The organism is Demequina sp. B12 (assembly GCF_028823635.1).
GTDB lineage: Bacteria > Actinomycetota > Actinomycetes > Actinomycetales > Demequinaceae > Demequina.
Map to the genome: position 1 here is coordinate 417,204 of NZ_JAPEHU010000002.1, position 25,290 is coordinate 442,493.

Annotated in this window: 26 protein-coding genes; all 26 read left to right on the forward strand. The window is 64.2% G+C overall.

Going from position 1 to position 25,290, the window contains the following annotated elements; genetic code table 11:
* The first annotated feature begins 53 nt into the window (after positions 1-53).
* The 26 genes from efp to ON058_RS06595 all read left to right on the forward strand — a co-directional run bounded on the left by efp (position 54) and on the right by ON058_RS06595 (position 25,277).
* Complete coding sequence (gene efp / locus ON058_RS06470) at positions 54-617, forward strand: elongation factor P (RefSeq protein ID WP_274668207.1); 564 nt, start codon at positions 54-56, stop codon at positions 615-617.
* Positions 617-1,111: a transcription antitermination factor NusB gene (nusB, locus tag ON058_RS06475; protein ID WP_342452999.1), complete on the forward strand. Its 495-nt coding sequence runs from the start codon at positions 617-619 to the stop codon at positions 1,109-1,111. The genes efp and nusB overlap by 1 nt, the downstream gene beginning before the upstream one ends.
* Positions 1,112-1,218: 107 nt before the next feature.
* Positions 1,219-1,764, forward strand: a complete 546-nt coding sequence (gene pyrR, locus ON058_RS06480; RefSeq protein ID WP_274668208.1) for a bifunctional pyr operon transcriptional regulator/uracil phosphoribosyltransferase PyrR — start codon at positions 1,219-1,221, stop codon at positions 1,762-1,764.
* A complete protein-coding gene (locus ON058_RS06485; protein WP_274668209.1) occupies positions 1,761-2,723 on the forward strand; it encodes an aspartate carbamoyltransferase catalytic subunit in 963 nt (320 codons plus the stop codon). Before pyrR ends, ON058_RS06485 begins: the two co-directional genes overlap by 4 nt.
* A gap of 26 nt (positions 2,724-2,749) precedes the next feature.
* Positions 2,750-4,033 (forward strand): dihydroorotase, encoded by a 1,284-nt coding sequence (locus ON058_RS06490; RefSeq protein ID WP_274668417.1) that lies wholly within the window; start codon positions 2,750-2,752, stop codon positions 4,031-4,033.
* Entirely contained in the window at positions 4,030-5,160 is a 1,131-nt protein-coding gene (carA, locus tag ON058_RS06495; RefSeq protein WP_274668210.1) for a glutamine-hydrolyzing carbamoyl-phosphate synthase small subunit, read from the forward strand. The genes ON058_RS06490 and carA overlap by 4 nt, the downstream gene beginning before the upstream one ends.
* Positions 5,160-8,453, forward strand: a complete 3,294-nt coding sequence (gene carB, locus ON058_RS06500; protein WP_274668211.1) for a carbamoyl-phosphate synthase large subunit — start codon at positions 5,160-5,162, stop codon at positions 8,451-8,453. Before carA ends, carB begins: the two co-directional genes overlap by 1 nt.
* Before the next feature lie 72 nt (positions 8,454-8,525).
* Positions 8,526-9,368, forward strand: coding sequence for an orotidine-5'-phosphate decarboxylase (pyrF, locus tag ON058_RS06505; RefSeq protein ID WP_274668212.1), 843 nt, complete (start codon positions 8,526-8,528; stop codon positions 9,366-9,368).
* Positions 9,369-9,406: 38 nt separating this feature from the next.
* Complete coding sequence (mihF, locus tag ON058_RS06510) at positions 9,407-9,718, forward strand: integration host factor, actinobacterial type (protein WP_274668213.1); 312 nt, start codon at positions 9,407-9,409, stop codon at positions 9,716-9,718.
* On the forward strand, positions 9,718-10,272 hold the full coding sequence (gmk, locus tag ON058_RS06515; protein WP_274668214.1) for a guanylate kinase: 555 nt from the start codon (positions 9,718-9,720) through the stop codon (positions 10,270-10,272). Before mihF ends, gmk begins: the two co-directional genes overlap by 1 nt.
* Before the next feature lie 50 nt (positions 10,273-10,322).
* Positions 10,323-10,592, forward strand: a complete 270-nt coding sequence (gene rpoZ, locus ON058_RS06520) for a DNA-directed RNA polymerase subunit omega (protein WP_274668215.1) — start codon at positions 10,323-10,325, stop codon at positions 10,590-10,592.
* A 10-nt stretch (positions 10,593-10,602) separates the two neighbouring features.
* Positions 10,603-11,847, forward strand: coding sequence for a bifunctional phosphopantothenoylcysteine decarboxylase/phosphopantothenate--cysteine ligase CoaBC (gene coaBC, locus ON058_RS06525; protein WP_274668216.1), 1,245 nt, complete (start codon positions 10,603-10,605; stop codon positions 11,845-11,847).
* Between the two features lie 184 nt (positions 11,848-12,031).
* A complete protein-coding gene (locus ON058_RS06530) occupies positions 12,032-12,505 on the forward strand; it encodes a putative molybdenum carrier protein (RefSeq protein WP_274668217.1) in 474 nt (157 codons plus the stop codon).
* 99 nt (positions 12,506-12,604) lie between these two features.
* Entirely contained in the window at positions 12,605-13,777 is a 1,173-nt protein-coding gene (gene metK / locus ON058_RS06535) for a methionine adenosyltransferase (protein WP_274668218.1), read from the forward strand.
* A gap of 15 nt (positions 13,778-13,792) precedes the next feature.
* Positions 13,793-15,733, forward strand: coding sequence for a hypothetical protein (locus ON058_RS06540; RefSeq protein WP_274668219.1), 1,941 nt, complete (start codon positions 13,793-13,795; stop codon positions 15,731-15,733).
* Between the two features lie 51 nt (positions 15,734-15,784).
* Complete coding sequence (fmt, locus tag ON058_RS06545) at positions 15,785-16,720, forward strand: methionyl-tRNA formyltransferase (RefSeq protein WP_274668220.1); 936 nt, start codon at positions 15,785-15,787, stop codon at positions 16,718-16,720.
* Positions 16,717-18,084, forward strand: a complete 1,368-nt coding sequence (locus ON058_RS06550) for an RsmB/NOP family class I SAM-dependent RNA methyltransferase (protein WP_274668221.1) — start codon at positions 16,717-16,719, stop codon at positions 18,082-18,084. Before fmt ends, ON058_RS06550 begins: the two co-directional genes overlap by 4 nt.
* Before the next feature lie 63 nt (positions 18,085-18,147).
* Positions 18,148-18,822: a ribulose-phosphate 3-epimerase gene (gene rpe, locus ON058_RS06555; RefSeq protein ID WP_274668222.1), complete on the forward strand. Its 675-nt coding sequence runs from the start codon at positions 18,148-18,150 to the stop codon at positions 18,820-18,822.
* Positions 18,815-19,864 carry a bifunctional diaminohydroxyphosphoribosylaminopyrimidine deaminase/5-amino-6-(5-phosphoribosylamino)uracil reductase RibD gene (gene ribD, locus ON058_RS06560; protein WP_274668223.1) on the forward strand — a complete coding sequence of 350 codons (1,050 nt, stop codon included), beginning with the start codon at positions 18,815-18,817 and terminating at the stop codon, positions 19,862-19,864. Before rpe ends, ribD begins: the two co-directional genes overlap by 8 nt.
* Positions 19,864-20,457 (forward strand): riboflavin synthase, encoded by a 594-nt coding sequence (locus tag ON058_RS06565; RefSeq protein WP_274668224.1) that lies wholly within the window; start codon positions 19,864-19,866, stop codon positions 20,455-20,457. Before ribD ends, ON058_RS06565 begins: the two co-directional genes overlap by 1 nt.
* Positions 20,454-21,713 (forward strand): GTP cyclohydrolase II, encoded by a 1,260-nt coding sequence (gene ribA / locus ON058_RS06570; protein WP_274668225.1) that lies wholly within the window; start codon positions 20,454-20,456, stop codon positions 21,711-21,713. The genes ON058_RS06565 and ribA overlap by 4 nt, the downstream gene beginning before the upstream one ends.
* Positions 21,710-22,180: a 6,7-dimethyl-8-ribityllumazine synthase gene (gene ribH / locus ON058_RS06575; RefSeq protein ID WP_274668226.1), complete on the forward strand. Its 471-nt coding sequence runs from the start codon at positions 21,710-21,712 to the stop codon at positions 22,178-22,180. Before ribA ends, ribH begins: the two co-directional genes overlap by 4 nt.
* Positions 22,181-22,249: 69 nt before the next feature.
* Positions 22,250-22,513 carry a phosphoribosyl-ATP diphosphatase gene (locus ON058_RS06580; protein WP_274668227.1) on the forward strand — a complete coding sequence of 88 codons (264 nt, stop codon included), beginning with the start codon at positions 22,250-22,252 and terminating at the stop codon, positions 22,511-22,513.
* 8 nt (positions 22,514-22,521) lie between these two features.
* Positions 22,522-23,364, forward strand: a complete 843-nt coding sequence (hisG, locus tag ON058_RS06585; protein WP_274668228.1) for an ATP phosphoribosyltransferase — start codon at positions 22,522-22,524, stop codon at positions 23,362-23,364.
* Between the two features lies 1 nt (position 23,365).
* Positions 23,366-24,367 carry a YafY family protein gene (locus tag ON058_RS06590; RefSeq protein ID WP_274668229.1) on the forward strand — a complete coding sequence of 334 codons (1,002 nt, stop codon included), beginning with the start codon at positions 23,366-23,368 and terminating at the stop codon, positions 24,365-24,367.
* Positions 24,357-25,277 carry a YafY family protein gene (locus ON058_RS06595; RefSeq protein WP_274668230.1) on the forward strand — a complete coding sequence of 307 codons (921 nt, stop codon included), beginning with the start codon at positions 24,357-24,359 and terminating at the stop codon, positions 25,275-25,277. Before ON058_RS06590 ends, ON058_RS06595 begins: the two co-directional genes overlap by 11 nt.
* Positions 25,278-25,290 lie beyond the last annotated feature (13 nt).

A 25,290-nucleotide genomic window follows, 5' to 3' on the forward strand; every position in this document is an offset into this window, starting at 1 on the left:
GTCCTATAGAATTCTCTGCGGCTTAACGACACGAACGCGACAAGGACATCACCGTGGCTTCTTCGAACGACATTAAGAACGGCTCAGTACTCAACCTCGACGGCAACCTGTGGTCCGTTATCGAGTTCCAGCACGTCAAGCCCGGCAAGGGTGGTGCGTTCGTTCGTACCAAGTTGAAGAACGTCCTCAGCGGCAAGGTCGTCGACAAGACGTTCAACGCAGGCGCCAAGGTCGACTTCGAGACTGTGGACCGCCGTGACATGCAGTACCTCTACAACGACGGTGCTGGCTTTGTCTTCATGGACCCCAACACCTTCGACCAGGTCACCATCAGCCCCGAGATCATGGGTAGCGCTACCGACTACCTCCTCGAAAACGAGAAGGCCACCGTTGGTTCGCACAACGGTAACCCGATCTTCCTCGAACTTCCCGCATCCGTGGTGCTCGAAGTGACCTACACCGAGCCTGGCCTGCAGGGCGACCGTTCCTCGGGCGGCACCAAGCCTGCAACCCTGGAAACCGGCAAAGAGATCCAGGTGCCCTTGTTCCTGGAGTCCGGCACCAAGGTGAAGGTCAACACCGAGTCCGGTGACTACCTGGGCCGCGTCAACGACTAGTGAGCGCCCGTACCAAAGCCCGTAAGCGCGCCTTGGATGTTCTGTTCGAGGCGGAGCAGCGCAGCATGCCGTTGGATCGTGCGCTCGAAGAGCGCCTGAAGGTTTCCGGACGCGAGACTCCGCTCCCGCCCTACGCCCAAGAGCTCATCCGCGGCGTGATTGAGCGGGGCCGTGAGCTCGACTCCATCATCGTGGATGCAGCTCCGGACTGGACCCTTGAGCGCATGCCCGCAGTGGATCGCAACCTGTTGCGTATCGCGAGCTGGGAAATCCTGTGCAACGACGAGGTGGCACCCGCCGTCGCCATCGACGAAGCGGTCACTCTCGCAAGCGACCTCAGCACTGACGACTCGCCCCGCTTCATCAACGGGGTGCTCGGGCGGATCACGCGTGAGGCGCCCGCGCTGGGTAGCGTCACGGCAGAGACCCCGGCGGAAGACTCCCGCGACATCGACGGCGGGTCGGCCGCATACTCCGACTTCGCAGACGACTAAAGAAACGCCCCTCGGGGCGCCGCCAGCGTGCCTCAGGTCAGGTACGCTGGCACCTGACAGACATCCTTTAAGGACCGTCCAGAGAGGCGGGGAAGGAGGTCGCCAGTATGACTGGCACCATTCTTGGTGCGCCCGACATTAGTCGCGCGCTCACACGCATTGCACACGAGATCCTTGAACGCAACGAGGGGCACGAGTCGCTCGTCTTGCTGGGGATCCCCACTCGCGGAGTGCCACTCGCTCATCGGCTCGCAGAGCGCATCGCGCAGGTAGAGCCAGCCTTCGACGCGAAAGCACGTACCGGCAGCATCGACATCACGATGTACCGCGACGACCTCCGCTCACAGCCCACGCGCAGCATCGGCTCCACGATGCTGCCCGAGTTCGGTATCGATGACGCGACAGTGGTGCTCGTGGACGACGTGTTCCACACCGGCCGCACCATTCGCGCCGCACTCGACGCCATCAAGGACGAGGGCCGGCCTCGCGCAGTCCAGTTGGCGGTGCTGGTGGACCGTGGCCACCGCGAACTCCCGATCCGCGCGGACTTTGTGGGCAAGAACATTCCGACCTCGCGCAGCGAACGCGTCGATGTTCGCCTTGCAGAGACAGACGGCGATGATGCAGTGATCCTGTCAGGGGGACGCGCGTGAAGCACCTACTCGGAACGCGGGACTTGTCGCGCGAGGACGCCATCCGGATCCTCGACACCACTGCCCAGATGTCTGCCACGCAGGAACGTGAGATTCGCAAGCTTCCCACGCTGCGCGGCCGCACCGTCGTCAACCTCTTCTTCGAAGACTCCACCCGCACACGCATCAGCTTTGAAGCAGCGGCTAAGCGCCTCAGCGCGGATGTCATCAACTTCTCCGCCAAGGGCTCATCGTTGTCCAAGGGGGAATCTCTCAAGGACACCGCTCTGACGTTGCAGGCTATGGGAGCCGATGCCGTGGTCATCCGCCACTGGGCCTCAGGTGCCGCTCAGCGACTGGCGGACTCGGGCTGGATGCACGGCGCCGTCTTGAACGCCGGTGACGGAACCCACGAGCACCCCACGCAGGCGTTGCTCGACGCGTTCACCGCGCGTCGTCACCTGGTCTCCGACAGTGAAGGCAAAGGTCTCGATGGGCTGACCGTCGCGATCGTGGGCGACATCCTGCACTCGCGCGTCGCCGGCTCCAACGTCGCACTGCTGAAGACGCTGGGTGCGAACGTGGTGGTCGTCGCTCCTCCCACGCTGCTGCCGTTCGGAATGGCGCAGCGTGAGGACATCTCCGTCTACTACACGTTGGACGATGCGCTCGAAGCACACGACCTCGACGCCATCATGATGTTGCGTGTTCAGCGCGAACGCATGACCGGTGGCGGCTCAGGGTTCTTCCCCAGCCCCGAGGAGTACACGCGACTCTTTGGCCTGGACCGCGCCCGCATGGACCGGATGCCCGATCACGCCATCATCATGCACCCCGGCCCCATGAACAGGGGCCTGGAGATCTCCGCGGAGGCAGCGGATTCGCCGCGCTCCGTCATCGTCGAACAGGTCAGCAACGGCGTTGCCGTGCGCATGGCCGCCCTATACCTACTGCTTTCTGGAGAGGAGGCGCCCCAGTGAGCGAGACCGCCACGGACGCCCTAGTCATTGTCAACGCGTCGCTCTACGGCGACACCGCATCGGACATCGTGGTCGTCGACGGCGTCATCACTTCACTGGAGAGGGCCGATGCTCCGGCTGGCGCCCGTACGCTCGACGCGTCCGGTCTGGTCGCGTTGCCGGGTCTCGTGGACATCCACGTCCACTTGCGTGAGCCTGGACGCGAAGACGCCGAGACCATCGAGACCGGCTCGCGCTCCGCAGCCAAGGGCGGGTTCGTCGCCGTGCACGCCATGGCGAACACCACGCCTACGGCAGACACCGCAGGCGTCGTCGAGCAGGTCGCTTCCCGTGGTGCTGAAGTGGGTCTCGTCGACGTGTTCCCCGTGGGAGCGGTCACCGTGGGGCTCGAAGGCAAGCAGTTGTCGGAGATGGGTGCCATGGCGAACTCGCGGGCCAAGGTCCGCGTCTTCAGCGATGACGGCAAGTGCGTCCACGACCCAGTGCTGATGCGCCGCGCGCTGGAGTACGTCAAGACCTTTGACGGTGTCATCGCGCAGCACTCCCAGGACCCGCGCCTGACCGAGGGCTCGCAGATGCACGAAGGCTACGTCTCCGCAGAGCTCGGTCTGGCCGGTTGGCCTGCAGTGGCAGAAGAATCCATCATCGCCCGCGACGTACTTCTCGCTGAGCATGTCGGATCACGCCTCCACGTCTGCCACCTGTCGACCGCAGGCTCCGTGGACATCATCCGGTGGGCAAAAGCCAAGGGCATCGACGTCACCGCGGAGGTCATGCCTCACCACCTGCTGCTGACCGATGAGTCGGTTCGCGGCTATGACCCGCGTTTCAAGGTCAACCCACCGCTGCGCACTCAGTCGGACGTGGATGCTGTGCGCGCAGGCCTGGCCGACGGCACTATCGACATTGTCGCCACCGACCACGCGCCGCACCCAGACGAGGACAAGGACTGCGAATGGGCAGCCGCCGCAATGGGAATGATCGGCTTGGAGACTGCAGTCGGGATCGTGCAAAAGACGATGGTCGACACCGGAGCGCTCACGTGGCGTGACGTGGCCCGCGTCATGTCGACCACACCGGCGCGCATCGGACGTGACGAGAATCACGGTCGCCCACTCGAAGTGGGAGAGCCCGCGAACATTACCCTCATCAATCCTGAGGCACCATGGACGGTAGAGCCATCCGCAACCGCCTCACGGTCCAACAACTCGCCGTTTGGCGGAATCGAGCTTCCGGGACGCGCTGTCGCCACCTTCTTGCGCGGCCGTCCCACCCATATTGACGTTTCACTTGAAGGAGCATTCGCGTGACCAACGCCCCCGCGATCCTCGTCCTGGAGGACGGCCGGACCTTCGAAGGCGCCGCATACGGTGCCACCGGGTCCACGTTGGGTGAGATCGTCTTCAACACCGGCATGACCGGTTACCAGGAGACGCTGACCGACCCCAGCTACCACCGCCAGATCGTGGTCATGACAGCCCCCCACATCGGTAACACCGGTGTGAACGACGAAGACGACGAGTCTCGCCAGATCTGGGTCGCCGGATACGTGGTCCGCGACCCCGCACGTCGTCCCTCCAACTGGCGATCCCAGCGCAGCCTGGACGATGACCTGCGCGAGCAGGGGATCGTGGGCATCTCCGGAATCGACACGCGTCAACTCACCCGGATCCTCCGCGAAGGTGTCATGCGTGCAGGCATCTTCTCCGGTGACGCGCTGGCCCCCGTGGAAGAGCTGGTGGAACGCGTCAAGGCCGGCGCCGAGATGTCCGGCGCACACCTTGCCGACGAGGTCTCCGCAACCGAGGCCTACGTCGTGGAGCCCGTGTACGGTGTCGAGAAGGTCGCCGATGTGGTGGCCGTGGACCTTGGCATCAAAGCGAACACGCCGCGCATGATGGCTGAACGAGGCATCCGTGTCACGGTCGTGCCGTCCTCGTGGACTGCGGAGCAGATCCTCGCAGAGAACCCTGACGGAGTGTTCTTTTCCAACGGTCCCGGAGACCCCGGAGCAGCAACCCACGCCGTGGACCAGCTTCGCAAGGTCCTGGATGCCAAGGTGCCGTTCTTTGGCATCTGCTTTGGCAACCAGATGCTGGGCCGCGCCTTGGGGTACCGCACCTACAAGCTGCAGTTCGGACACCGTGGCATCAACCAGCCGGTCATGGATCGCACCACCGGCAAGGTGGAAGTCACCGCACACAACCACGGCTTCGCGGTCGACGCACCCGTCGACAGCGCCAGCGACAGCCCCGCCGGCTACGGCCGCGTCAAGGTGTCGCACGTGTGCCTCAATGACAACGTGGTCGAAGGCCTTGAATGCCTCGACATCCCCGCGTTCTCCGTGCAGTACCACCCGGAGGCCGCCGCAGGACCGCACGACGCGTCCTACCTATTCGACCGTTTTATCTCCGTCATGAAGGGGGAGCGCGCCTGATGCCCAAGCGCGACGACATCACCTCAGTCCTCGTCATCGGTTCCGGCCCGATCGTCATCGGTCAGGCCTGTGAGTTCGACTACTCCGGCACCCAGGCGTGCCGCATTCTGCGCGCTGAAGGCGTGCGCGTGATCCTGCTGAACTCCAACCCCGCCACGATCATGACGGACCCCGAGTTCGCCGATGCCACGTACGTGGAGCCCATCACCACCGAGGTGATCGAGGCGATCATTGCCAAGGAACGCCCTGACGCACTGCTGCCCACGTTGGGTGGACAGACTGCGCTCAATGCAGCAATCTCAGCAGCTGAAGCTGGCATTCTCGAGAAGTACGACGTCGAACTCATTGGCGCGAACCTCGAAGCAATCAACCTGGGTGAGAACCGCGAACTGTTCAAGGGCGTCGTGGAACGCTGCGGTGCAGACTCCGCACGTTCCGTGATATGCCACACCATGGACGAGTGCCTGGCCGCAGCCGAAGACCTCAACTACCCGGTCGTGGTCCGTCCTTCCTTCACGATGGGCGGGCTGGGCTCCGGGTTCGCGTATGACGAAGCCGACCTGCGCCGCATCGCCGGCGCCGGTCTGCACTATTCGCCGACCACCGAAGTTCTGCTCGAAGAGTCCATCCTGGGGTGGAAGGAGTACGAGCTCGAGCTCATGCGCGACCGTCACGACAATGTCGTGGTGGTGTGCTCCATTGAGAACGTTGACCCCGTCGGCGTGCACACCGGTGACTCGGTGACGGTTGCTCCTGCCATGACTCTCACTGACCGTGAGTACCAGCGCATGCGTGACGTCGGTATCGCGATCATTCGTGAGGTGGGCGTCGACACCGGTGGCTGCAACGTGCAGTTCGCCGTGGACCCTGAGACCGGTCGCCTCATCGTGATCGAGATGAACCCCCGCGTATCCCGCTCGTCGGCTCTGGCATCCAAGGCCACCGGCTTCCCGATCGCCAAGATCGCGGCCAAGCTCGCCCTGGGCTACACACTGGACGAGATCCCCAACGACATCACCGGCTCTACCCCGGCATCGTTCGAGCCCACGCTCGACTACGTGGTCGTCAAGGTTCCGCGCTTCGCCTTTGAGAAGTTCCCGGCGGCGGACCCGGTGCTCACCACCACCATGAAGTCCGTGGGTGAAGCCATGTCCATTGGCCGCAACTTCACTGAGGCACTGGGCAAGGCACTTCGTTCGATCGACAAGAAGGGCATGAACTTCCACTGGGAAGGTGACGCCCCCACCGACGCCGAGGTTGCCGAACTGCTTGAGGCCATCGTGGTGCCCACGGAGAAGCGCTTCATCCAGGTGCAGCAGCTCCTGCGTGCAGTGCTTGCCGGCAACTGCACGGTCGAGCAGATCTTTGATGCCTGCAAGATCGATCCCTGGTTCCTGGACCAGATGCTGCTGATGAACGAGATCGCGGCCGACGTCGCGGCCGCAGACAGCCTGGACGCGGAGCTGCTGCGCACTGCGAAGCGGCACGGTCTGGCCGACGCTCAGATCGCCCAGTTGCGTGGCGTCGCCGTCGAAGACATCTTCGCGGCGCGCGCAGACCTGGGCGTGCAGCCGGTCTACAAGACCGTGGACACCTGCGCTGCCGAGTTCGAGGCCCGCACTCCGTACCACTACAGCACCTACGAAGCCGAAACCGAGGTCGCCCCCCGCGACCGCGAGGCCGTCCTCATCCTGGGATCAGGCCCCAACCGCATCGGCCAGGGCATCGAGTTTGACTACTCGTGTGTGCACGCGGCGTTGAGCCTCAAGGACCAGTACGAGACCATCATGGTCAACTGCAACCCTGAGACGGTCTCGACCGACTACGACACTGCCAACCGTCTGTACTTCGAACCACTGACGTTTGAAGACGTCATGGCCGTCTACGAAGCAGAGAAGGCAGCCGGCCCCGTCAAGGGAATGTTTGTCCAGCTGGGTGGCCAAACGCCGCTGTCGCTCGCACAGCGCCTGGCCGATGCCGGTGTTCCGATCTTGGGTACCTCGCCTGAAGCCATCGACAACGCTGAAGACCGCGCGGCCTTCGGCCGCGTGCTCGACGGAGCGGCATTGCCGGCGCCCGCCTATGGCACCGCCCACGGCATCGACGAAGCCATCGAGATCGCCGAGCGCATCGGCTATCCGGTCCTGGTCCGTCCCTCCTATGTTCTGGGTGGGCGCGGTATGGAGATCGTGTACTCGCGTGAACAACTCGCCGACTATGGCACACGGATGGCAGACGTCGGCGACCACGCCACCGATGCACCACTGCTGATCGACCGCTTCCTGGACGACGCAGTCGAGATCGATGTGGACGCGCTGTACGACGGCGAAGAGTTGTACCTCGGTGGCGTCATGGAGCACATCGAAGAAGCTGGAATCCACTCGGGTGACTCGGCCTGTGTGCTGCCGCCCGTCACTCTGTCTGAGCAGGAGCTACAGCGGATTCGTACCTCGACTGAGGCCCTTGCCAAGGGAATCGGCGTGCGCGGTCTGATGAATGTCCAGTACGCGTTGCAGTCAGGCGTGCTGTATGTCCTCGAAGCGAACCCCCGTGCCTCTCGTACGGTGCCTTTCGTGGCCAAGGCCACAGGCGTGCCCCTGGCCACCGCCGCGTCACTTGTGATGACCGGCACGTCCATCGCGCAGCTCAAGGCCGATGGTGTGCTGCCTGAACAGGACGCGGCACGGATCGACATGTCTCAGCGCATTGCGGTCAAGGAGGCAGTGCTTCCGTTCAAGCGTTTCCGCACCCACGAGGGCCTGGTCGTGGACACAGTACTCGGACCTGAGATGCGGTCGACGGGTGAGGTCATGGGCTTTGACTCGACTTTCCCCCTCGCCTTCGCCAAGTCCCAGGCGGCCGCGTTCGGTGGACTCCCCACGGCGGGTAAGGCCTTCGTTTCGGTCGCTGACCGTGACAAGGGAGCGATCTCGTTCCCCGTGGCACGTCTGGCGCAGTTGGGCTTCGAGATTCTGGCAACCGCGGGCACCGCTCAGGTGCTGGGACGCTACGGCATCCCCGCCACCGTGGTGCGCAAGTACTCCGAAGGGGTTGGTCCCGACGGTGAACCCACCATCGTCGATCTGATCAACGATGGACAGGTGCCGTTGGTCATCAACACCCCGTCCGGACAGGGCGCTCGTGCAGACGGTTACGAGATTCGTGCTGCAGCCACCGCAGCCGACTCCGCCATCGTCACCACGACCCAGCAACTGTCTGCTGCGGTGCAAGCGATCGAAGCACGCCTGGCCGGCCCCTTCGAGGTGCAGAGTCTGCAAGAGGCGACTGCCTGACCCCGCACACTTGCGTATCCGCAGGTAGCATGGCTAACAGACGGCGCGAAAGCGCCACAAAGGAGTAACCGAATGGCATTCGGAGCACAGCTCGCGGTAGCGATGAGCGACTACGGTCCGCTCTGTGTGGGCATCGACCCGCATCCGCAACTGCTGCAGCAGTGGGGCTTGCCTGACACCCCCGAGGGATTGGCGAGTTTCGGCGAAACCGTGATTGAGGCATCGGCCCGTCACGCGGCAGCTGTCAAGCCGAATGCCGCGTTCTTTGAACGTCACGGAGCCCGCGGCGTCGCGGCGCTGGAGTTGATCCTGCGTCGCGCCCGCGAGGCCGAACTCCTGACAGTGCTGGATGCCAAGCGCGGAGACATCGGGTCAACGATGGCCGGCTATGCGCAAGCCTTCCTGACCAAAGGCGCACCGCTCGAGTGTGACGCGCTCACGGTGTCGCCGTATCTCGGGTTCGGTTCCTTGCAGCCCGCGATCGACCTGGCGAAGACGAACGGCAAGGGCCTGTTCGTGCTTGCGCTGACCTCGAATCCTGAAGGGGCTGAGGTCCAGCACGCACGTGCAGCGAACGGTGAGGCTGTCGCTGCCGGGATCGTGCGGCAGGCAGCCGAACACAACGTAGGGGAGACCCCCATGGGGTCCATCGGACTCGTGGTGGGTGCCACGGTAGGAACGGCGGTGTCGGACCTCGGCATCGGCCTCGACGGCCTCAACGGGCCAATCCTCGCGCCTGGAGTGGGCGCACAGGGTGCGGGACCCGCCGAGTTGTCCCAGGTATTCGGGAACTCCAGGCGGCTCGTACTCGTCAATCAATCGAGGGGTGTTCTCCGAGAGGGCCCCTTTGTTGAAAAGTTGCGTCAAGCCGTGATCTCGGCTTCAGGCGCAGCACAATCCGCCCTCCAGGCCTGATTGGCCTGCGCAGGAAACCCCTAGGAAAGGAAGGGACCGTGGCTACACCGGAACTGTCTGACGAACAGCGTGCTGCGGCTCTCGTGAAGGCGACGGCGGTGCGCAGCGCACGTCGCGTCTTCAAGGAGAAGCTCACGCACGGCGAGATGACCCTTGAAGAGGCCATCACCAAGGCCAAGGCAGACGAGGCCCTCGCAGGTATTCGAGTCCGCGACCTGCTCCAATGCCTCCCCGGCATCGGCCCCAAGCGCGCTGAAACGGCGATGGAAGAGATCGGAATCTCTGCCGCACGCCGGATCCGCGGACTGGGCGCTCACCAGGTCGACGCACTCGTGTCTCGCGAGGGTTGATGAGTCGACTCGTTGTACTTGCCGGACCCACGGCGGTAGGCAAGGGCACGTTGTTGCGTGCCGTCGTCGATCGCGACCCCAATGTTTGGGTGTCGGTGTCCGCAACTACCCGTTCCGCTCGACCCGGCGAGCGGAACGGCCACGACTATCACTTTGTGTCAGACACTGAGTTTGATGATTTGGTGTCGTCAGACGGGTTGCTCGAATGGGCAACCGTTCACGGCAAGCATCGCTACGGCACTCCTCGTGGGCCCGTTGAACAGGCACTTGCTGCCGGAAAACCTGCGGTCCTAGAGATTGACCTGGACGGCGTCCGCCAAGTGAAGAAGACCATGCCAGATGCCCTCTTCGTGTTTGTCATGCCGCCGTCCTGGGACGAACTGGTCACGCGTCTTGAAGGGCGTGGCACTGAAGACGCCTCGGAAAGAGAGCGTCGCCTCGCGACTGCGAGAGAAGAACTTGCTGCTGTCGATGAGTTCGATGTCACCGTCGTGAACGACGACCTCGACACTGCAGTGGAAGAGTTAGAGCGCATCATCGCAGGGGCGCGCTAGACTAGTCCGAGTTTTGTTTCCCCCACCCCACATGATTTTGAGGAGTTACCGTGGCCGGAACTGTTGCACAGCCCGAGGGCATTACCAACCCGCCTATCGACGAGCTGCTGGAGAAGGTTGACTCCAAGTACGCACTGGTGATCTACGGATCCAAGCGCGCACGTCAGATCAACTCGTACTACGAGGCGCTTGGCGAGGGCCACTTCGAGAACGTCGGCCCCCTCGTTGAGGCTGACTCGACGGACAAGCCGCTCTCGGTCGCACTGCGTGAGATCAACGAAGGTGGCTTGCTGGACCTGGGCGACTCCGCCGAGAAGTAAGACCACCACGATGCGCGTCCTCCTGGGCGTCACCGGCGGAATTGCCGCGTATAAGTCGGCGCTTGTGTTGCGCCTGCTCAAGGAGGACGGCCACGATGTCCGCGTGGTCCCCACGGCGGCGTCCCTGAACTTCGTGGGACGCGCCACGTGGGAAGCGCTGTCAGGACACCCCGCACCGACGGAGACGTTTGAGAACGTCCCGTCGGTGCAGCACGTTCGCCTGGGGCAACGGGCCGATGCGGTTCTCGTGGCGCCCGCGACAGCGGACTTCCTTGCACAAATGGCTGCGGGCCGTGCCACAGACTTGCTCGGCAACGCATTGCTCGCCACTGAGGCGCCAGTGTTGGTGTGCCCTGCGATGCACACCGAGATGTGGAACGACCCTGCGGTTGTTGCCAATGTGGCGACGCTGCGCGAGCGTGGTGTCCACGTGTTGGAGCCGGCTGTGGGGCGCTTGACGGGTCCAGATTCGGGCCCCGGACGCCTTCCCGATCCGGAAGTGATCGTGGCCGCTCTGTATGAGATGTCGGGCCACGGTGGCGCTTCTTCGCCTGCCGAGGCTAATCACGGTACCTGGGGCGATCTTGACGGTGTTCGGGTGCTCGTGACTGCCGGGGGCACACGTGAGCCCATTGACCCGGTCCGGTACATCGGTAACCGGTCGTCTGGATTGCAGGGTTTCGCTGTTGCTGAAGCGGCCCGTGAGCGTGGCGCTCAGGTGACGGTGATCGCCGCCAACGTCACCCTGCCGCTGGGCGAAGGTATCGAACGTGTCGATGTGGAGACCGCGGCTCAGATGCAGTCCGCGTTGGCATCGCGTGCGGAACGGGCCGATGTGGTGGTGATGGCCGCCGCGGTAGCGGACTATCGACTGGCAGCCGTCTCCGAATCAAAGCTGAAGAAGACCGGCGACTCGGGATTGACTTTGGAGTTGGAACAGACTCCTGATCTCTTGCAGATCCTCGTGCGCTTGAAGAGTGAGTCGCAGGTGGTGGTGGGGTTCGCTGCGGAAACTGGCGACGCGACGGGCTCCGTGCTTGACCACGGTGCCCACAAGGCCCGCCGGAAGGGCGCGGACTTGTTGGTGGTGAACGAGGTCGGCGTCAGTTCCACGGGACAGAAGCGTGGGTTTGGCACCCCGGACAACTCCGTGACGGTGTTGAACTCCCAGGGCGCCGTCGTTGCGGAGGGCGCTGGTAGCAAGGTGGCGGTCGCTCATCTGATCCTCGACTCCGTGAGTGCGCTGCGTGCATGAGCGCGCCGGCTTCCGTGGCCGTCGCGGCACGCAGGTGTCTTCCGGACGCTGATCTGGGACTTGCGCCGCAGGTATCTGGGTGAAGGAGTTGCTACCGTTCTGACACAGGGTCAGTCATCGCGACCCTGATCGCCTTCCTCGCGTCGGTGGTCACGTCGCGGGAGCACAAGTGAGGGAGAGCCACATGGACACGTCGTTGTCGCTCATCTCACGTGTCATTGCGGGTGGCCAGACAGGCGTTGACAGGGGAGCGTTGCAGGCCGCGATCGCCTGCAAGGTGGTGCACGGTGGTTGGTGCCCGGCCGGGGGGTGGGCTGAAGACAAGCCCTATCCGCCCGGAGTGTTGATTGACTTCCCTGGCCTCAAGCCCACGATCGAGGCTGAGCCAGCGGTGCGTACACGGCTCAATATCCGCGATTCTCACGCGACGATCGCGTTGGGCCCGGTAGCGGGCTCTGAGGGATGCGCGATTGCGTTGGCCTTTGCGGAAGGGACCGGCCGTCCTGTGTTGATGGATCCGCAGTCACCGGAACAGGCCCGCGAGTGGCTGGAATCGATTGGTCGCGAACTTATCGTGAACTTTGTGGGGCCCCGCGAGAGCCAAGCGCCCGGGATTCGCGACTACGCGTACGACTTTGTGGTGGGCCTTCTCAGCTAGTCCCCCTCTGGGTGCAGCTGCGCGGTGTGTGACACAGCGCGCATGACCTTCCTGCTTTGCTGGGAAGCAGTGTCTGCGCTGACCACTAGGCTGGGCGCCATGACTGATCTGCGGCTGTTCACGTCCGAGTCCGTGACCGAGGGCCACCCGGACAAGGTGTGCGACCAGGTCTCTGACGCCATCCTTGACGAGATGTTGCGCCAAGACCCGCATGCGAGGGTCGCTGTCGAAACCATGGTGACCACCGGATTGGTACACGTGTCCGGTGAAGTCAGCACGGATGACGCGTACGTCGATATTCCTGGCACCATCCGCGATGTGGTGAAGTCGATCGGCTACACCTCGTCCAAGGTGGGATTCGACGGTGACTCATGCGGTGTGTCCGTGTCGATTGGTGAGCAGAGTGCAGACATTTGGCAGGGTGTGGGCTCCGCTACTGATACGGACGGCTCTGAACTGGGTGCGGGCGATCAAGGACTCATGTTCGGATACGCGTGCCGTGACACCGCGGAACTGATGCCGTTGCCCATCGCTATCTCCCACCGCCTGACGCAGCAGCTGGCGGCAGTGCGCAAGTCAGGGGCGGTTGAAGGCTTGCGTCCTGATGGCAAGGCGCAGGTAACGATCGGCTACGAAGGCGAGATCGCACGGACGGTCGACACCGTGGTGTTGTCCAGCCAGCATGATGAGTCCTGGGAGACCCCCGCGCTGAGGGAAGCCTTGGAGACTGCCGTGATCGCTCCGGTCCTCGCGTCGTTTGACCTGGACGCCGCCAGCCACCGGTCACTCATCAATCCCACGGGTCGGTTTGAGATTGGTGGACCCAAGGGTGACGCCGGTCTCACCGGACGCAAAATCATTGTCGACACCTACGGCGGTATGGCTCGCCACGGTGGCGGTGCGTTCTCCGGCAAAGACCCGTCGAAGGTCGATCGCTCTGCTGCCTACGCGATGCGGTGGGTGGCGAAGAACGTCGTGGCGGCGGGCCTGGCGGACCGATGCGAGGTTCAGGTGGCGTACGCCATTGGCACTGCGCACCCGGTGGGCCTGTACGTGGAGACTTTCGGTACGGCCAACGTGCCGGAGGACCGCATCGTGACGGCTATTCGTGAAGTGTTTGATCTGCGTCCACAGGCCATCATTGATGCCCTCGACTTGCGTCGCCCCATCTACCGTTCGACTGCTGCGTACGGCCACTTCGGTCGCGAGCTGCCGGAGTTCACGTGGGAGCGTACGGATCGTGCGGACGCGCTGGCTGGGGCTGCGCAGTAGCGCTTCACGACTGACATGACATCCGCCCCCATTGCGCGGGTGCGGCTCGACAGTCCGCTCCCACATCTGGACCGGCCGTTCGACTATCGCGTGCCTCCCACGCTGGTGGACACGGTGAGCGTAGGGTCCAGGGTTCGAGTGCCTTTTGCTGGGCGCTTGACTGGCGCTGTAGTGACGGAGTTGACGAGCGAGTCATCGTTTGGCGGGCGCCTTCTGGAGGTCAAGAGCTCGTCTGCGATCCCCAGTTTCACTCCAGATGCGCTGGAGTTGGCTCGAGACGTGGCACGCCGCTATGGCGGCTCATGGTGGGATGTGGCCCGCTTGATGGCTCCGCCTCGCGTCGCGGCGGTGGAGAAACGCGATTGGTCCGCGCCGGGGAGTGATCCTGCGTACAAAGAAGCACTGGTGCGGCTAGAGCCGCAGGCGGCACGGGTCACGCTACGACCGGGAGATCGTGTGGTGTGGGAGGCGCTGCCGCCCGTCGAATCTACGAGCGGTGGACCGACCGCCACACCCGCCGATGCCCTCGTGTCGATCGCGGTGCAGTCATTGGGAGACACAGGCTCGGCGATCATCGTGGTGCCCGATGCGCGCGCGGTTCGGCTCGTGCTCACCAGTCTTGAACGCATCGGCTTGAGCCGGTGGTCAGCGCGTTCCGGTGGACAGGTCGCGGTCCTCGACCACGACGATGGTCCGAACCCACGGTTCGGCTCGTACTTGGCAGCCATGCACGGGCACGCCCGGGTAGTGGTGGGGACGCGGCCCACGGTGTTGCAGCCGGTACCCCACCTGAGTGCCCTGGTGCTGTGGGACGAGGGCAACTCGGTGTACGAGGAGCTTCACTCGCCTTACTTTCATGTGCGCACCGTGGCCGCGATGCGGGCGGCGCCGCATACTGCCGTGGTCCTTGGCGGGTATGCCTTGAGCGTTGATGCGATTGCGTTGGTGGAACATGGCTGGGCGCGTGCGGAGCGTGCGAGCCGTGACCGGGTGCGCGAGGCGACGCCCACCGTTGACATCATGACGAGTGCGCGGCGTGAAGCTGAAGGCGCCTCCGGAAGGCACTGGATGCCAGGCAGCGTGTGGCGTTCAGTGCTTCGCGCGCTTGATGCCGGGCCGGTCGGAATCGTGGTGCCGCGTGCGGGTTACGTGGGTGCGACCGCGTGCGCGCGGTGCCAGGCCTGGGCCGAGTGTCGGGAGTGCGAGTCGCCCCTCGCCATTCCCGCGAGTGGAGCGGACCCGGTGTGCGTGGCGCATGGCCACGCGCAACCACATTGGCATTGTCCGGAATGCCACCATCCACACTTGAAGCAGGTCCGTCAAGGTGTGGAGCGGTTGGCGGAGCAGCTGCAACGGATGGTGCCAGCAGGTACGCCCGTGACGATCTCCAGCAGCGGCACCGGCGTCGTGGAGGACTTCGCTGTCGACTCTGGCGTGGTCATTTCGACCCCGGCCGCGTTGCCTGCCGTCCGCGAGGGATATCGACACATCGTGATCGTTGATGCGGGAGTGCCGGTCTTCGCTGGGCTCGGAGGCGAACTGCGTGCGGTCCGGTGGTGGCTGAACGCGGCGGCGCTCGCACGCCCACGAGGAGCGGGCGGTGCAGTGACAGTGGTCGGAGATGTCCCGGACATGGTGCGCAGGGCCTTGTCGTCGTGGAACCCGGTGGAGGCGGCGCGCGACGACTATGCCGAACGTCAAGAGATTGGGTTGCCGCCGCATCGGCGCCACATACGGCTCACGGGAGACGATGCGTGGGTGACCGCCGCGCTTCGCCGCGCGGGCGTGGAAGATGGCAAGGACCGAGCAACGGTAGTGACCCGTCCTGATGGTGCGTCAGTGCTGGTCACGCGCGGAAGCGCAGCGGCCGTGGTGGAGGCCTGCCGTGAGGTTCAGCAGGAGGCGTCAAAGGCCGGTGGCGACCTTCGCCTCCGGGTGGATGGACCCCTCGAGTAGCGTGCCGGTCCGTTGGAAGTGCGTCGCGCGCCGCCGACTACGATTGTCGCTATGCGTGTGATCTTTGCGGGTACCCCTGACGTGGCCGTTCCGTCCCTCGAAGCGTTGGTGGCGTCGCCCCATGAGGTCGTGGCGGTGATCACCCAGCCTGATGCGCGCGGAAGGCGGGGAAAGACTCTGCATCCAAGCCCCGTCAAAGTCGCTGCTGAGGCACATGGACTGCCTGTCTTCACGCCCGTGGACGCGAAGGACCCCGCGTTCATTGCAGACATTGCGGCTCTTGACGCGGACTGTGCTGCGGTGGTGGCCTACGGCCAGATCCTGAAAGAGGACCTGCTTGGCGCGGTGCGCACGGGCTGGATCAACCTGCACTTCTCCTTGTTGCCGACGTGGCGCGGTGCCGCTCCTGTCCAGCGTTCCATCATGGCGGGGGACGAGTTCACAGGTGCCTCCACGTTCGTGCTGGAGAAGGGGCTCGACACGGGGCCGGTGATTGGCACGTTGACCGAGAGGATCCGTCCCACAGACACGGCCGGCGAACTCCTGGACCGTCTGGCACACGCCGGTGCACCCTTGCTGGTGAACTCTGTTGACGCCCTCACCTCGGGTCAGGCTGCGCCCGTGGCCCAAACCGAAGACGGCGTGTCGTACGCCGCCAAGCTCACCAGGGACGATGCGTACGTGCAGTGGGAACGGCCGAGTCACTTCGTTGACCGTCAGATTCGCGGATGTACTCCCGCTCCCGGAGCCTGGACCACGCTCCCTGATGGGTCAGTTGCCAAACTCGGACCCGTCGTTCAGGTAGCAGATGCGGCTGCGACGGTCCCCGGCCAGTTGCGGTGGGATGACGGCAAGGTGCTGGTGGGCACAGGAACGTCCCCGGTGGCATTGAGCACCATTGCACCGGCTGGCAAGAAGCCCATGGATGCTGCGGCGTGGTGGCGGGGCGCCCGGTTGCCCGAGGGCTCAGCCCTGGGTGAAGCGTGAAGGTCGATGCCGCACGGCAGGCGGCATTTGACGTAGTTCTCGCAGTCGAGACTCAGGACACGTACGCCAACTTGGCGTTGCCGACGGTGCTGCGCGAGCGCGGGCTCAGTGGACGCGATGCGGCCTTCGCTACCGAGTTGACCTATGGCACTCTGCGCCTGGTGGGCCGCTACGACGCGATCGTGAGCAAGGCGGCAAAGCGTTCGGCTCGGGACTTGGACGTGGAAGTGTTGGTGGCGTTGCGGTTGGGCGCCCATCAAGCTTTGGGGATGCGTGTGCCTCCGCACGCGGCAGTCTCAGAGACGGTTGATCTGGTGCGCCTGCATCGGGGCAAGGGGGCAAGCGGCTTTGCGAACGCAGTGATGAGACGGATCGTGGAGGCGGATCTCGACACGTGGCTCTCGCGCGTCGCGCCAGGAACGTCTCGCTCCTCACTTGGGGTCAAGCACTCCCATCCGGAGTGGATGGTGGGGGAGTTGGACCGGGCGTTGATCGCTGATGGTCGTCCCGGTCAGCTGGAAGCGTTGCTTGAGGCTGACAATCAGCCTCCGGCTGTCACACTCGTGGCACGGCCGGGATTGGTGTCGCGTGACGCCGTCGCCCAGGACGCTCCTGGCGCCGTAGACGGCTCGTGGTCACCGTATGCTCTCATCCTTGAGTCAGGCGATCCGGGTGACATTGCAGCGGTCGCACGGGGTGAAGCAGCCGTTCAAGACGAAGGTAGTCAGTTGGCTGCCTTGGCGCTGCTTCACGCCGACGCCGCCCTCAACAAGGACGGGGGCCAACCGCCACAACGATGGCTCGACATGTGCGCCGGTCCCGGCGGCAAGGCAGCCCTCGTCGGTGCACAGGTCGCATTGGACGGCGGTGCGCTCGATGCACTGGAACTGCACCCGCATCGGGCCGGCCTGGTGAAGGACTCGGTTCGCGCTGTTCCTGAGGGCGTGGTCTCGGTGCACGCCGTCGATGCGCGCGCATGGGGTGAGCCCGCCAGCTATGACCGGATCATGGTGGACGCGCCTTGCACGGGTCTAGGGGCCCTTCGCCGCAGGCCGGAAGCCCGGTGGCGCCGGTCACCACGGGACCTGGACGAACTCGTCGAGATTCAGACTCAACTTCTTGCGCAGGCACTTCGGCTGGTCACGCCAGGTGGTGCGGTCGCATATGTGACGTGTTCTCCGGTGGTTGCGGAGACGCGGGCAGTTGTCGAGGATGCCGGTGCGGTGCTGCTGGATACTCGCCTGGCTGTTGCAGCAGCGACCGGTACCGAGCCTGCGGACTGGGGTCAAGGACCCCATGTTCAGCTGTGGCCCCATGTTCACGCCACGGATGCGATGTTCATTCAGCTTCTGACAGTGGGCTAGCGGACCTTCTGCCCGCGAAGAAATCCGGCGATCCGCAGGCCCGAGTCCAGTAGCCTCGTACCCATGGGAATGCAGATATCTCCGTCAATCTTGTCGGCAGACTTCGCCAACTTGCAGGCAGAGGTGGCGCGCATCTCCACCGCCGACTGGGTCCACGTCGACGTCATGGACGGACACTTTGTTCCTAACCTCACGTTGGGACTACCCGTGGTGGAACGCATCGCCCAGGTCGCGCCCATGCCAGTCGACGCTCACCTGATGATCGAGAACCCAGATCATTGGGCTCCTCGATACGCGGAGGCCGGTGCCGCATCGGTCACCTTCCACTATGAGGCTGCGTCCAACCCGCTGGCCATCGCTCAAGACCTGCGCGCCCTAGGCGCACGCGCGTCCGTGGCTTTGAAGCCGGGCACCCCGGTCGACGCGGTGATTGACGACCTCAAGCACTTTGACATGGTGCTGGTCATGACAGTGGAACCAGGCTTTGGTGGCCAAGCTTTCATGCCCGACATGCTCCCAAAGGTCTCGGCTCTACGGGATGCAGCGCGTGCCGCAGATCTTGATCTGTGGATTCAGACCGACGGCGGAATCGCACGCGACACCATTGAGCAGACTGCCGCTGCTGGCTGCGACGTGTTCGTCGCGGGCTCCGCTGTCTACGGTGCAGCCGACCCAGCGGCGGAGGTTGATGCGCTACGGCACCTCGCCGCGAGCGCGTCTGCGCATCCCTATGAGTGAGACCACACCGGTGGTGACCTCCGGACGGGACGCGATGGACCGGGCAGTAGTGCTTGCGCAACGTGGCCCCGCGTACGGGCCCAACCCCCAAGTGGGATGCGTCATCGTCTCCGGCGGCCAGGACCCTACGGCCGCAGGTGTGGTGGTGGGCGAAGGCTGGCATCGGGGCGCGGGCACCGCTCACGCGGAGGTAGCGGCGTTGGCCGATGCCGTTGAGCGCGGCAACGATGTTCGCGGCGCCAGGGCTTACGTCACTTTGGAACCGTGCAACCACGTGGGACGTACGGGCCCCTGCGCTGACGCGCTGACCGCTGCCGGTATCGGTGACGTGGTCTACGCGGTCGCGGATCCGGGAGACGCCTCCAGCGGTGGTGCGGCAACGTTGCGTAGTCGGGGAATCGGCGCGGATTTGGTTGGGCACGACGGTGCCAAGCAACTCACGCGCCGCTGGCACCGCGCGATGTCGTTGCACCGGCCGTACGTGATTGCCAAGTGGGCGTCAACGCTCGACGGCCGAATGGCTGCAGCTGACGGAACCTCGTTTTGGATCACTGGAACGCAGGCACGAGAGCATGCTCACGGTGTCCGAGCAGTAGTGGACGCGATTGCTGTGGGCACCGGTACCGTCACCGCGGACAATCCAAGCCTGTCCGCGCGGCCTGGCGGTGTGGAACAGGGCCACCAGCCTCTGCGTGTGGTGGTGGGCCAACGGTCCACACCCGGCGCAGCGGTGTGGCGCGACTCGAATGCGATGCAGGCCTCCACCCACGATCCTGCTGAGGTCCTGGCGGAGTTGTGGGCGCGTGAGGTGAGGACAGTGGTGGTCGAGGGGGGACCCACCCTTCTGAGCGCGTTCTTTGCTGCCGGACTCGTGGATGAGGTCAACGCTTACCTCGCGCCCGCCATCGTGGGCGCCGGTCCCACGTCTCTCGCGGACCTGGGAATCTCCACCATGGCGGATGCGTTACGGCTCCGGGATGTGACCTTCACGCCATTGGGCGCGGATATCCTGGTCACTGGGTTTTTGACGGAAGGAACCTGATGTTTACGGGCATCGTTGAGACGGTCGGCACGGTCGAAGCTGTCTCGGACGCTGGCGCTCAGGCGCAGTTCACCATTCATACCGACGGTTTTGGCACCGACCTTGTTCATGGCGAGTCCATCGCTGTGAATGGCGTGTGCCTCACGGTCGCCAAGCACACGGGGGACACCTGGGTCGCTGACGTCATGAAGGTCACGTTGGAGACCACCTCGCTGGGTGGCTTGCAGGCAGGCGACCGGGTCAACATCGAGCGGGCGATGAAGGCTGACGGACGCCTGGGCGGTCACCTCATGCAGGGGCACGTCGATGGGCGTGCAACGTTGGTGGCCCGTGACTCGCGGCCGGACTGGGACAATCTCACTTTCGAGCTACCGGACGACCTCCTGCGCTATGTGGTGCGCAAGGGATCCATTGCTCTCAATGGTGTGTCGTTGACGGTTGCGGAGCTCGAAGGTAATCGCGCGACGGTTTCTCTGATCCCCACGACTCTGTCCGACACCATCTTTGGCGAGGCCCAGGTGGGCGACATTGCGAATGTCGAGGTCGACGTCATCGGAAAGTACGTAGAGAAGATGCTGGGAGACCGCGCATGAACGCCGCCGCGGTGCTGACCGCTGAGGACGCGGTGCGCATCGAGCAGGCGCTGGCGGATCTGCGCCAAGGCAAGCCGGTCCTGGTAGCCGACTCTCACCACCGGGAGAACGAGGCAGACTTCATCATGTCTGCTCAGACCGCCACGGTGGACTGGGTTGCATGGGGGATCCGCCACTCCAGTGGCTACTTGTGTGCACCGATGCCTGGGCCCAAGGCAGATGCGCTCCAGCTACCGCTGATGGTGCCGAACAGCCAGGATCCGCGCCGCACGGCTTACACCGTGTCCGTTGACGCAGCTGAAGGTATCACCACTGGTATTTCCGCGGCTGACCGTCACCGTACGCTCCAAGTGCTGGCGAAGGCTGACGCCCACCCCGAGGATGTCATTCGCCCAGGCCATGTGTTGCCGTTGCGTGCAGTCGCTGGGGGAGTGCTGCATCGGCCCGGCCACACGGAAGCCGCGGTCGACCTGTGCAGGCTCGCCGGTCTTGAGCCGGTGGGCGTGATCGCAGAAATGGTGAACGACGACGGCACCATGATGCGTGCCGGTGACGCGAAAGCCATCGCACAGCGCGAGGGCTTGGTGTTCATGACCATCGAGGAACTCATCGCTTTCCGTCAGGACAGGGGAGACGAGGCACCACCGGTCGAGCCTGCCCCTCATCGTGTGGTGGCGTTGGGTGAAGCACGCCTCCCCACCCGCCATGGCGTGCTGACGATTCGCGGGTTCCGGGACGCTCGCACCGGTGACGAGCACGTGGCGTTGACGGCACCCGTGCCGGAGGGAGGCACGCCCGTGGTGCGTGTGCACTCCGAGTGCCTCACCGGTGATGCCTTCGGTTCCTTGCGGTGCGACTGTGGCCCACAGCTCGACGCCGCTATCGCCCGGGTTGCTGCCGAGGGCGGAGCAGTGCTGTATTTGCGTGGTCACGAGGGCCGCGGGATTGGCATTGTGGCGAAGATCCAGGCCTACGCATTGCAAGATGCAGGCCGAGACACCGTAGACGCCAACACTGACCTGGGGCTTCCCATTGACCGACGCGAATATGGTGCTGCGGCTGCAATGCTGAATGCTCTCGGTCTCCATGAGGTGCGCCTGATGACGAACAACCCCGCCAAGGTGGCTGCGCTTCAGGCATCGGGTATTTCTGTGACGGAACGGGTTCCTCACCACTATGGCGAACACCCGGAAAATGCCGACTACTTGCGCACCAAGATTGAGCGCATGGGCCACTTGACTGGAGGAGACGAATGAGCGGCGCTGGAGCACCTGTAATTGACGTTGACGGCCATGGCCTGACAGTCGAAATCGTCGCGAGCCTGTGGCACACCGAAATCATGGACGGACTCGTGAACGGCGCTGTTGCGGCGGCTGAGAAGGCGGGCGCGGCCTATCGGGTGACGCGTGTCGCAGGCGCATTTGAACTCACCGTCGTCGCTGAGCATCTTGCCCGCCAGGGAGCCGATGCTGTGGTGGCCTTGGGCGTGGTGGTCCAGGGTGAAACTCCGCACTTTGAGTACGTGTGTTCTTCCGTGACGAATGGCCTCACCGAAGTGGCACGCCAGCACGCAGTTCCGGTGGGCTTTGGTGTGCTCACGGTCGACACGGTTGACCAGGCACTCAGCCGTGCAGGTCTTCCTGGGTCGAAGGAAGACAAGGGTGCGGAGTCGGTAGAAGCCGCTTTGGCCACTGCCCTGACCTTGCGTGACCTCGCGTCGTAACGAGTCGTGAGGACACGGCACGGTGTGTGGTGTCCGGTGAGGCGCGCCTGATCCCACTAGGCTGGGCGCGTGAAGACCTTCGACGAACTCTTTGTTGAACTGTCCGCCCGCGTTGCTGAGCGTCCTGAGGGCTCTGGCACGGTTGCGATGATCGACAAGGGCGTCCATTCGATCGGCAAGAAGCTGGTCGAGGAAGCCGCCGAGTCGTGGATGGCTGCCGAGTTTCAGTCCAAGGAAGACGCTGCTGAGGAGATCTCGCAGTTGCTTTACTGGGCTCAGGTCATGATGGTCGCCAAGGGTCTCACCCTTGATGACGTCTACCGCAATCTTTAAGGAGCGCCGTGCTGCGTATTGCTGTTCCCAATAAGGGGTCGTTGTCCGAACCTGCCGCTCAGCTGTTGAAGGAAGCGGGCTACAAGCAGCGCCGGGACTCTCGCGAGTTGGTGCTCGCGGATCCCCGCAATGACGTCGAGTTCTTCTTCCTGCGGCCGCGCGACGTCGCGGTGTACGTGGGCTCGGGCACCGTCGACGCCGGTATCACCGGCCGTGACCTGCTGCTCGACTCCGGCGCGGACGCCGTCGAGCACCTGGAACTTGGCTTTGGTGGGTCCACGTTCCGCTATGCCGCGCCCGCCGGCGAGATCTCGTCGATTGAGGCCCTCCACGGCAAGCGTGTGGCCACCAGCTATCCCCGTCTGGTGAAGCACCACCTCAAGTCTTTTGGTGTGGAGTCCACCGTGGTGCGCCTTGATGGTGCCGTCGAGTCGTCTGTGCGACTTGGTGTGGCCGATGCTGTTGCGGATGTGGTGTCCACAGGCACCACGTTGCGAGCGGCAGGGTTGGAGATCTTCGGCGACCCCATCTTGAAGTCGGAAGCGATCCTGATTCGCCGGCCTGACACTGCGGATGAAGACATTGCGGTCCTGACAGGCCGTTTGCGTGGTGTCCTGATGGCTCGCCAGTACGTGCTCATCGACTATGACGTGCCGTCGGAACACCTGGAGGCCTCCGTGGCAGTTTGCCCGGGATTCGAGGCGCCCACAGTCACGCCGCTGCACGGCAAGGACTGGCACGCCGTGCGTGTCATGGTGCCCCGTTCGGAGATGAACCAGGTGATGGACCGGGTGTACGCCGCTGGTGGCCGTGCCATCCTCAGCACTGAACTGCTCGCAGTCCGGATCTAAGGTGGCGAAGGTCACCCCTGAGGAACGGCTCCTCAACCTCATCATCGCTTTGATGCATGCTGGCGTTCGCATGACGAAGGACGACATTCGTGCGCGCGTTGCTGGATATGAAGCCGAAGACTCTGCGTGGGATGACGAGACCGCGAAGCGCCGCAAGGCCACGTTTGAACGCATGTTTGAACGCGACAAAGATGCGCTTCGCAAGCTGGGTGTTCCTGTCGTCACGGTGCGCTCTCACGCTCACGGCGACGACATCGGCTATCGGATCGATCCCGACCAGGCCACATTGCCGCCTATCGATTTCACGCCGGCGGAGTCCGCGGTGATAGCGCTGGCCGCTGACTACTGGCGCGGTGCCGCATTGGGAGTGGATGCGTCTCAGGCATGGGTCAAGGCCGCGTCGCACGTCCCGCATGGTGAGGTCGCGGAGTTGCCGTTTGCCACGCTGTCTACCCATTTGACCGATGCGACCGCGACCTTGGTGGAAGCTGTCCAGCAACGCCAGGTGGTGAGCTTCGAATACGCGTCGGCTTCGTCGGGAGACCGACGTCGCCGTGTGGAGCCGTGGCGTATTCAGATTCGTGGTGGCGTGGACTACCTGGTGGGGTTTGACCAAGACCGCCAAGCCAAGCGGACCTTTCGCCTCAGTCGCGTCCTGGGGAATGTGAAACTTGAAGGCGATCCCGAGGCGTACACCATCCCGGAGTCCGGAGAAACTGAACGCGACTCGGCGCAGGACGAGCCAAAGATCGCAACCCTGGTGGTGAAGCCCGAGGCCGCGCATGAGCTGCGTCGGCGTGCGGTCGCCAGTACGCCGACAGCAGGGGGAGACCTCATTGAGGTCTCTTACTTCCACCGTGAGGATGTGCGTGAGCGTGTGCTGGCGCTAGGCGGTGCGGTCACCGTGGTGACGCCTGAAGACCTCGCGGCCGAGGTTGTGGAGTACGCGCAGGCGGCCCTGACCATCGGATCCAGTGCTGAGGAGGCGGACGGTGGCCGGTGACAAGGCAGTAGGGAGGGTCACCCGCCTGCTGGGACTCGTCGAATACCTTGAGTTGCATGGGCCCACGTCCTTCGCGGACTTGGGTGCGCACTTCGGTGTGTCCGCGGCACAGATCAAGGACGACCTGTACCTGTTGTGGGTGTCGGGCCGTCCGGGGTACTCCCATGAAGACCTGGTGGACTTTGATGCTTCCGCATTCGAGGCCGGCGTTGCGGACCTGACGGAAGCTCAGGGCCTGCGCCAGGTGCGTTACTCCGCCCGAGAGGCAGCCGCGCTCGTGGGTGCCCTATCCGCGCTCGACGCGACGGGGGCTGCACCTGCGGCAACGAGGACGGTGGTCGAGAAACTGACGGCCGCACTGGGCGGTTCGTCGGTGGAGATTGTTGACAGCGCCACGGTTGCTCCGGAAGTGAGGGGAGCCATCGATGAAGCGATCAGCGCGAGGTCGACGCTCGAACTGACGTACGTCGACGCCCAGGAGAGGCAAAGCGTCCGGACCGTGGAGCCACACCGCCTGGTCGTCATTGACGGGGCCGGGTATCTCGAGTGTTTCTGCCACCGAGCCCAGGACTACCGGATGTTGCGGCTTGAGCGCATCGTGTCGGTGCAGCCCGGCGGCGGCCACGGCACTCATGAACCGGCGGACCGGCTGGGATTCACGGTCGACCAAGGATGGGTGGGAACCGTGACGCTTGCTCGTGCTGGTCAATGGGCGGTTGAGGAACTTCCCGGTGTTGAGCTGCACACTTCAGGAGAGCTGGTGACAGCCCGGTTCCATGTGGCCAACGCCGATTGGATCGCAGGGCGGCTGCTTGCCGTCGCTCCACACTTGCGTTCCGTGGGCCCTGCCGCACTTCACGATGCCGTCGTGCGGCGAGCGCAAGCCGTGATCGACGCACACTCGGTCTAGACTGGAACACTGA

What these genes read in the sequence shown, in the direction of transcription:
- ribD (WP_274668223.1), top strand. Translation starts at nt 18,815, where the DNA reads ATGAGTGAGACCACACCGGTGGTGACCTCCGGACGGGACGCGATGGAC.
- fmt (WP_274668220.1), top strand. Translation starts at nt 15,785, where the DNA reads ATGCGTGTGATCTTTGCGGGTACCCCTGACGTGGCCGTTCCGTCCCTC.
- ON058_RS06540 (WP_274668219.1), top strand. Translation starts at nt 13,793, where the DNA reads ATGACATCCGCCCCCATTGCGCGGGTGCGGCTCGACAGTCCGCTCCCA.
- pyrF (WP_274668212.1), top strand. Translation starts at nt 8,526, where the DNA reads ATGGCATTCGGAGCACAGCTCGCGGTAGCGATGAGCGACTACGGTCCG.
- carB (WP_274668211.1), top strand. Translation starts at nt 5,160, where the DNA reads ATGCCCAAGCGCGACGACATCACCTCAGTCCTCGTCATCGGTTCCGGC.
- ON058_RS06530 (WP_274668217.1), top strand. Translation starts at nt 12,032, where the DNA reads ATGGACACGTCGTTGTCGCTCATCTCACGTGTCATTGCGGGTGGCCAG.
- pyrR (WP_274668208.1), top strand. Translation starts at nt 1,219, where the DNA reads ATGACTGGCACCATTCTTGGTGCGCCCGACATTAGTCGCGCGCTCACA.
- rpe (WP_274668222.1), top strand. Translation starts at nt 18,148, where the DNA reads ATGGGAATGCAGATATCTCCGTCAATCTTGTCGGCAGACTTCGCCAAC.
- gmk (WP_274668214.1), top strand. Translation starts at nt 9,718, where the DNA reads ATGAGTCGACTCGTTGTACTTGCCGGACCCACGGCGGTAGGCAAGGGC.
- metK (WP_274668218.1), top strand. Translation starts at nt 12,605, where the DNA reads ATGACTGATCTGCGGCTGTTCACGTCCGAGTCCGTGACCGAGGGCCAC.
- coaBC (WP_274668216.1), top strand. Translation starts at nt 10,603, where the DNA reads ATGCGCGTCCTCCTGGGCGTCACCGGCGGAATTGCCGCGTATAAGTCG.
- ribA (WP_274668225.1), top strand. Translation starts at nt 20,454, where the DNA reads ATGAACGCCGCCGCGGTGCTGACCGCTGAGGACGCGGTGCGCATCGAG.
- ribH (WP_274668226.1), top strand. Translation starts at nt 21,710, where the DNA reads ATGAGCGGCGCTGGAGCACCTGTAATTGACGTTGACGGCCATGGCCTG.
- ON058_RS06565 (WP_274668224.1), top strand. Translation starts at nt 19,864, where the DNA reads ATGTTTACGGGCATCGTTGAGACGGTCGGCACGGTCGAAGCTGTCTCG.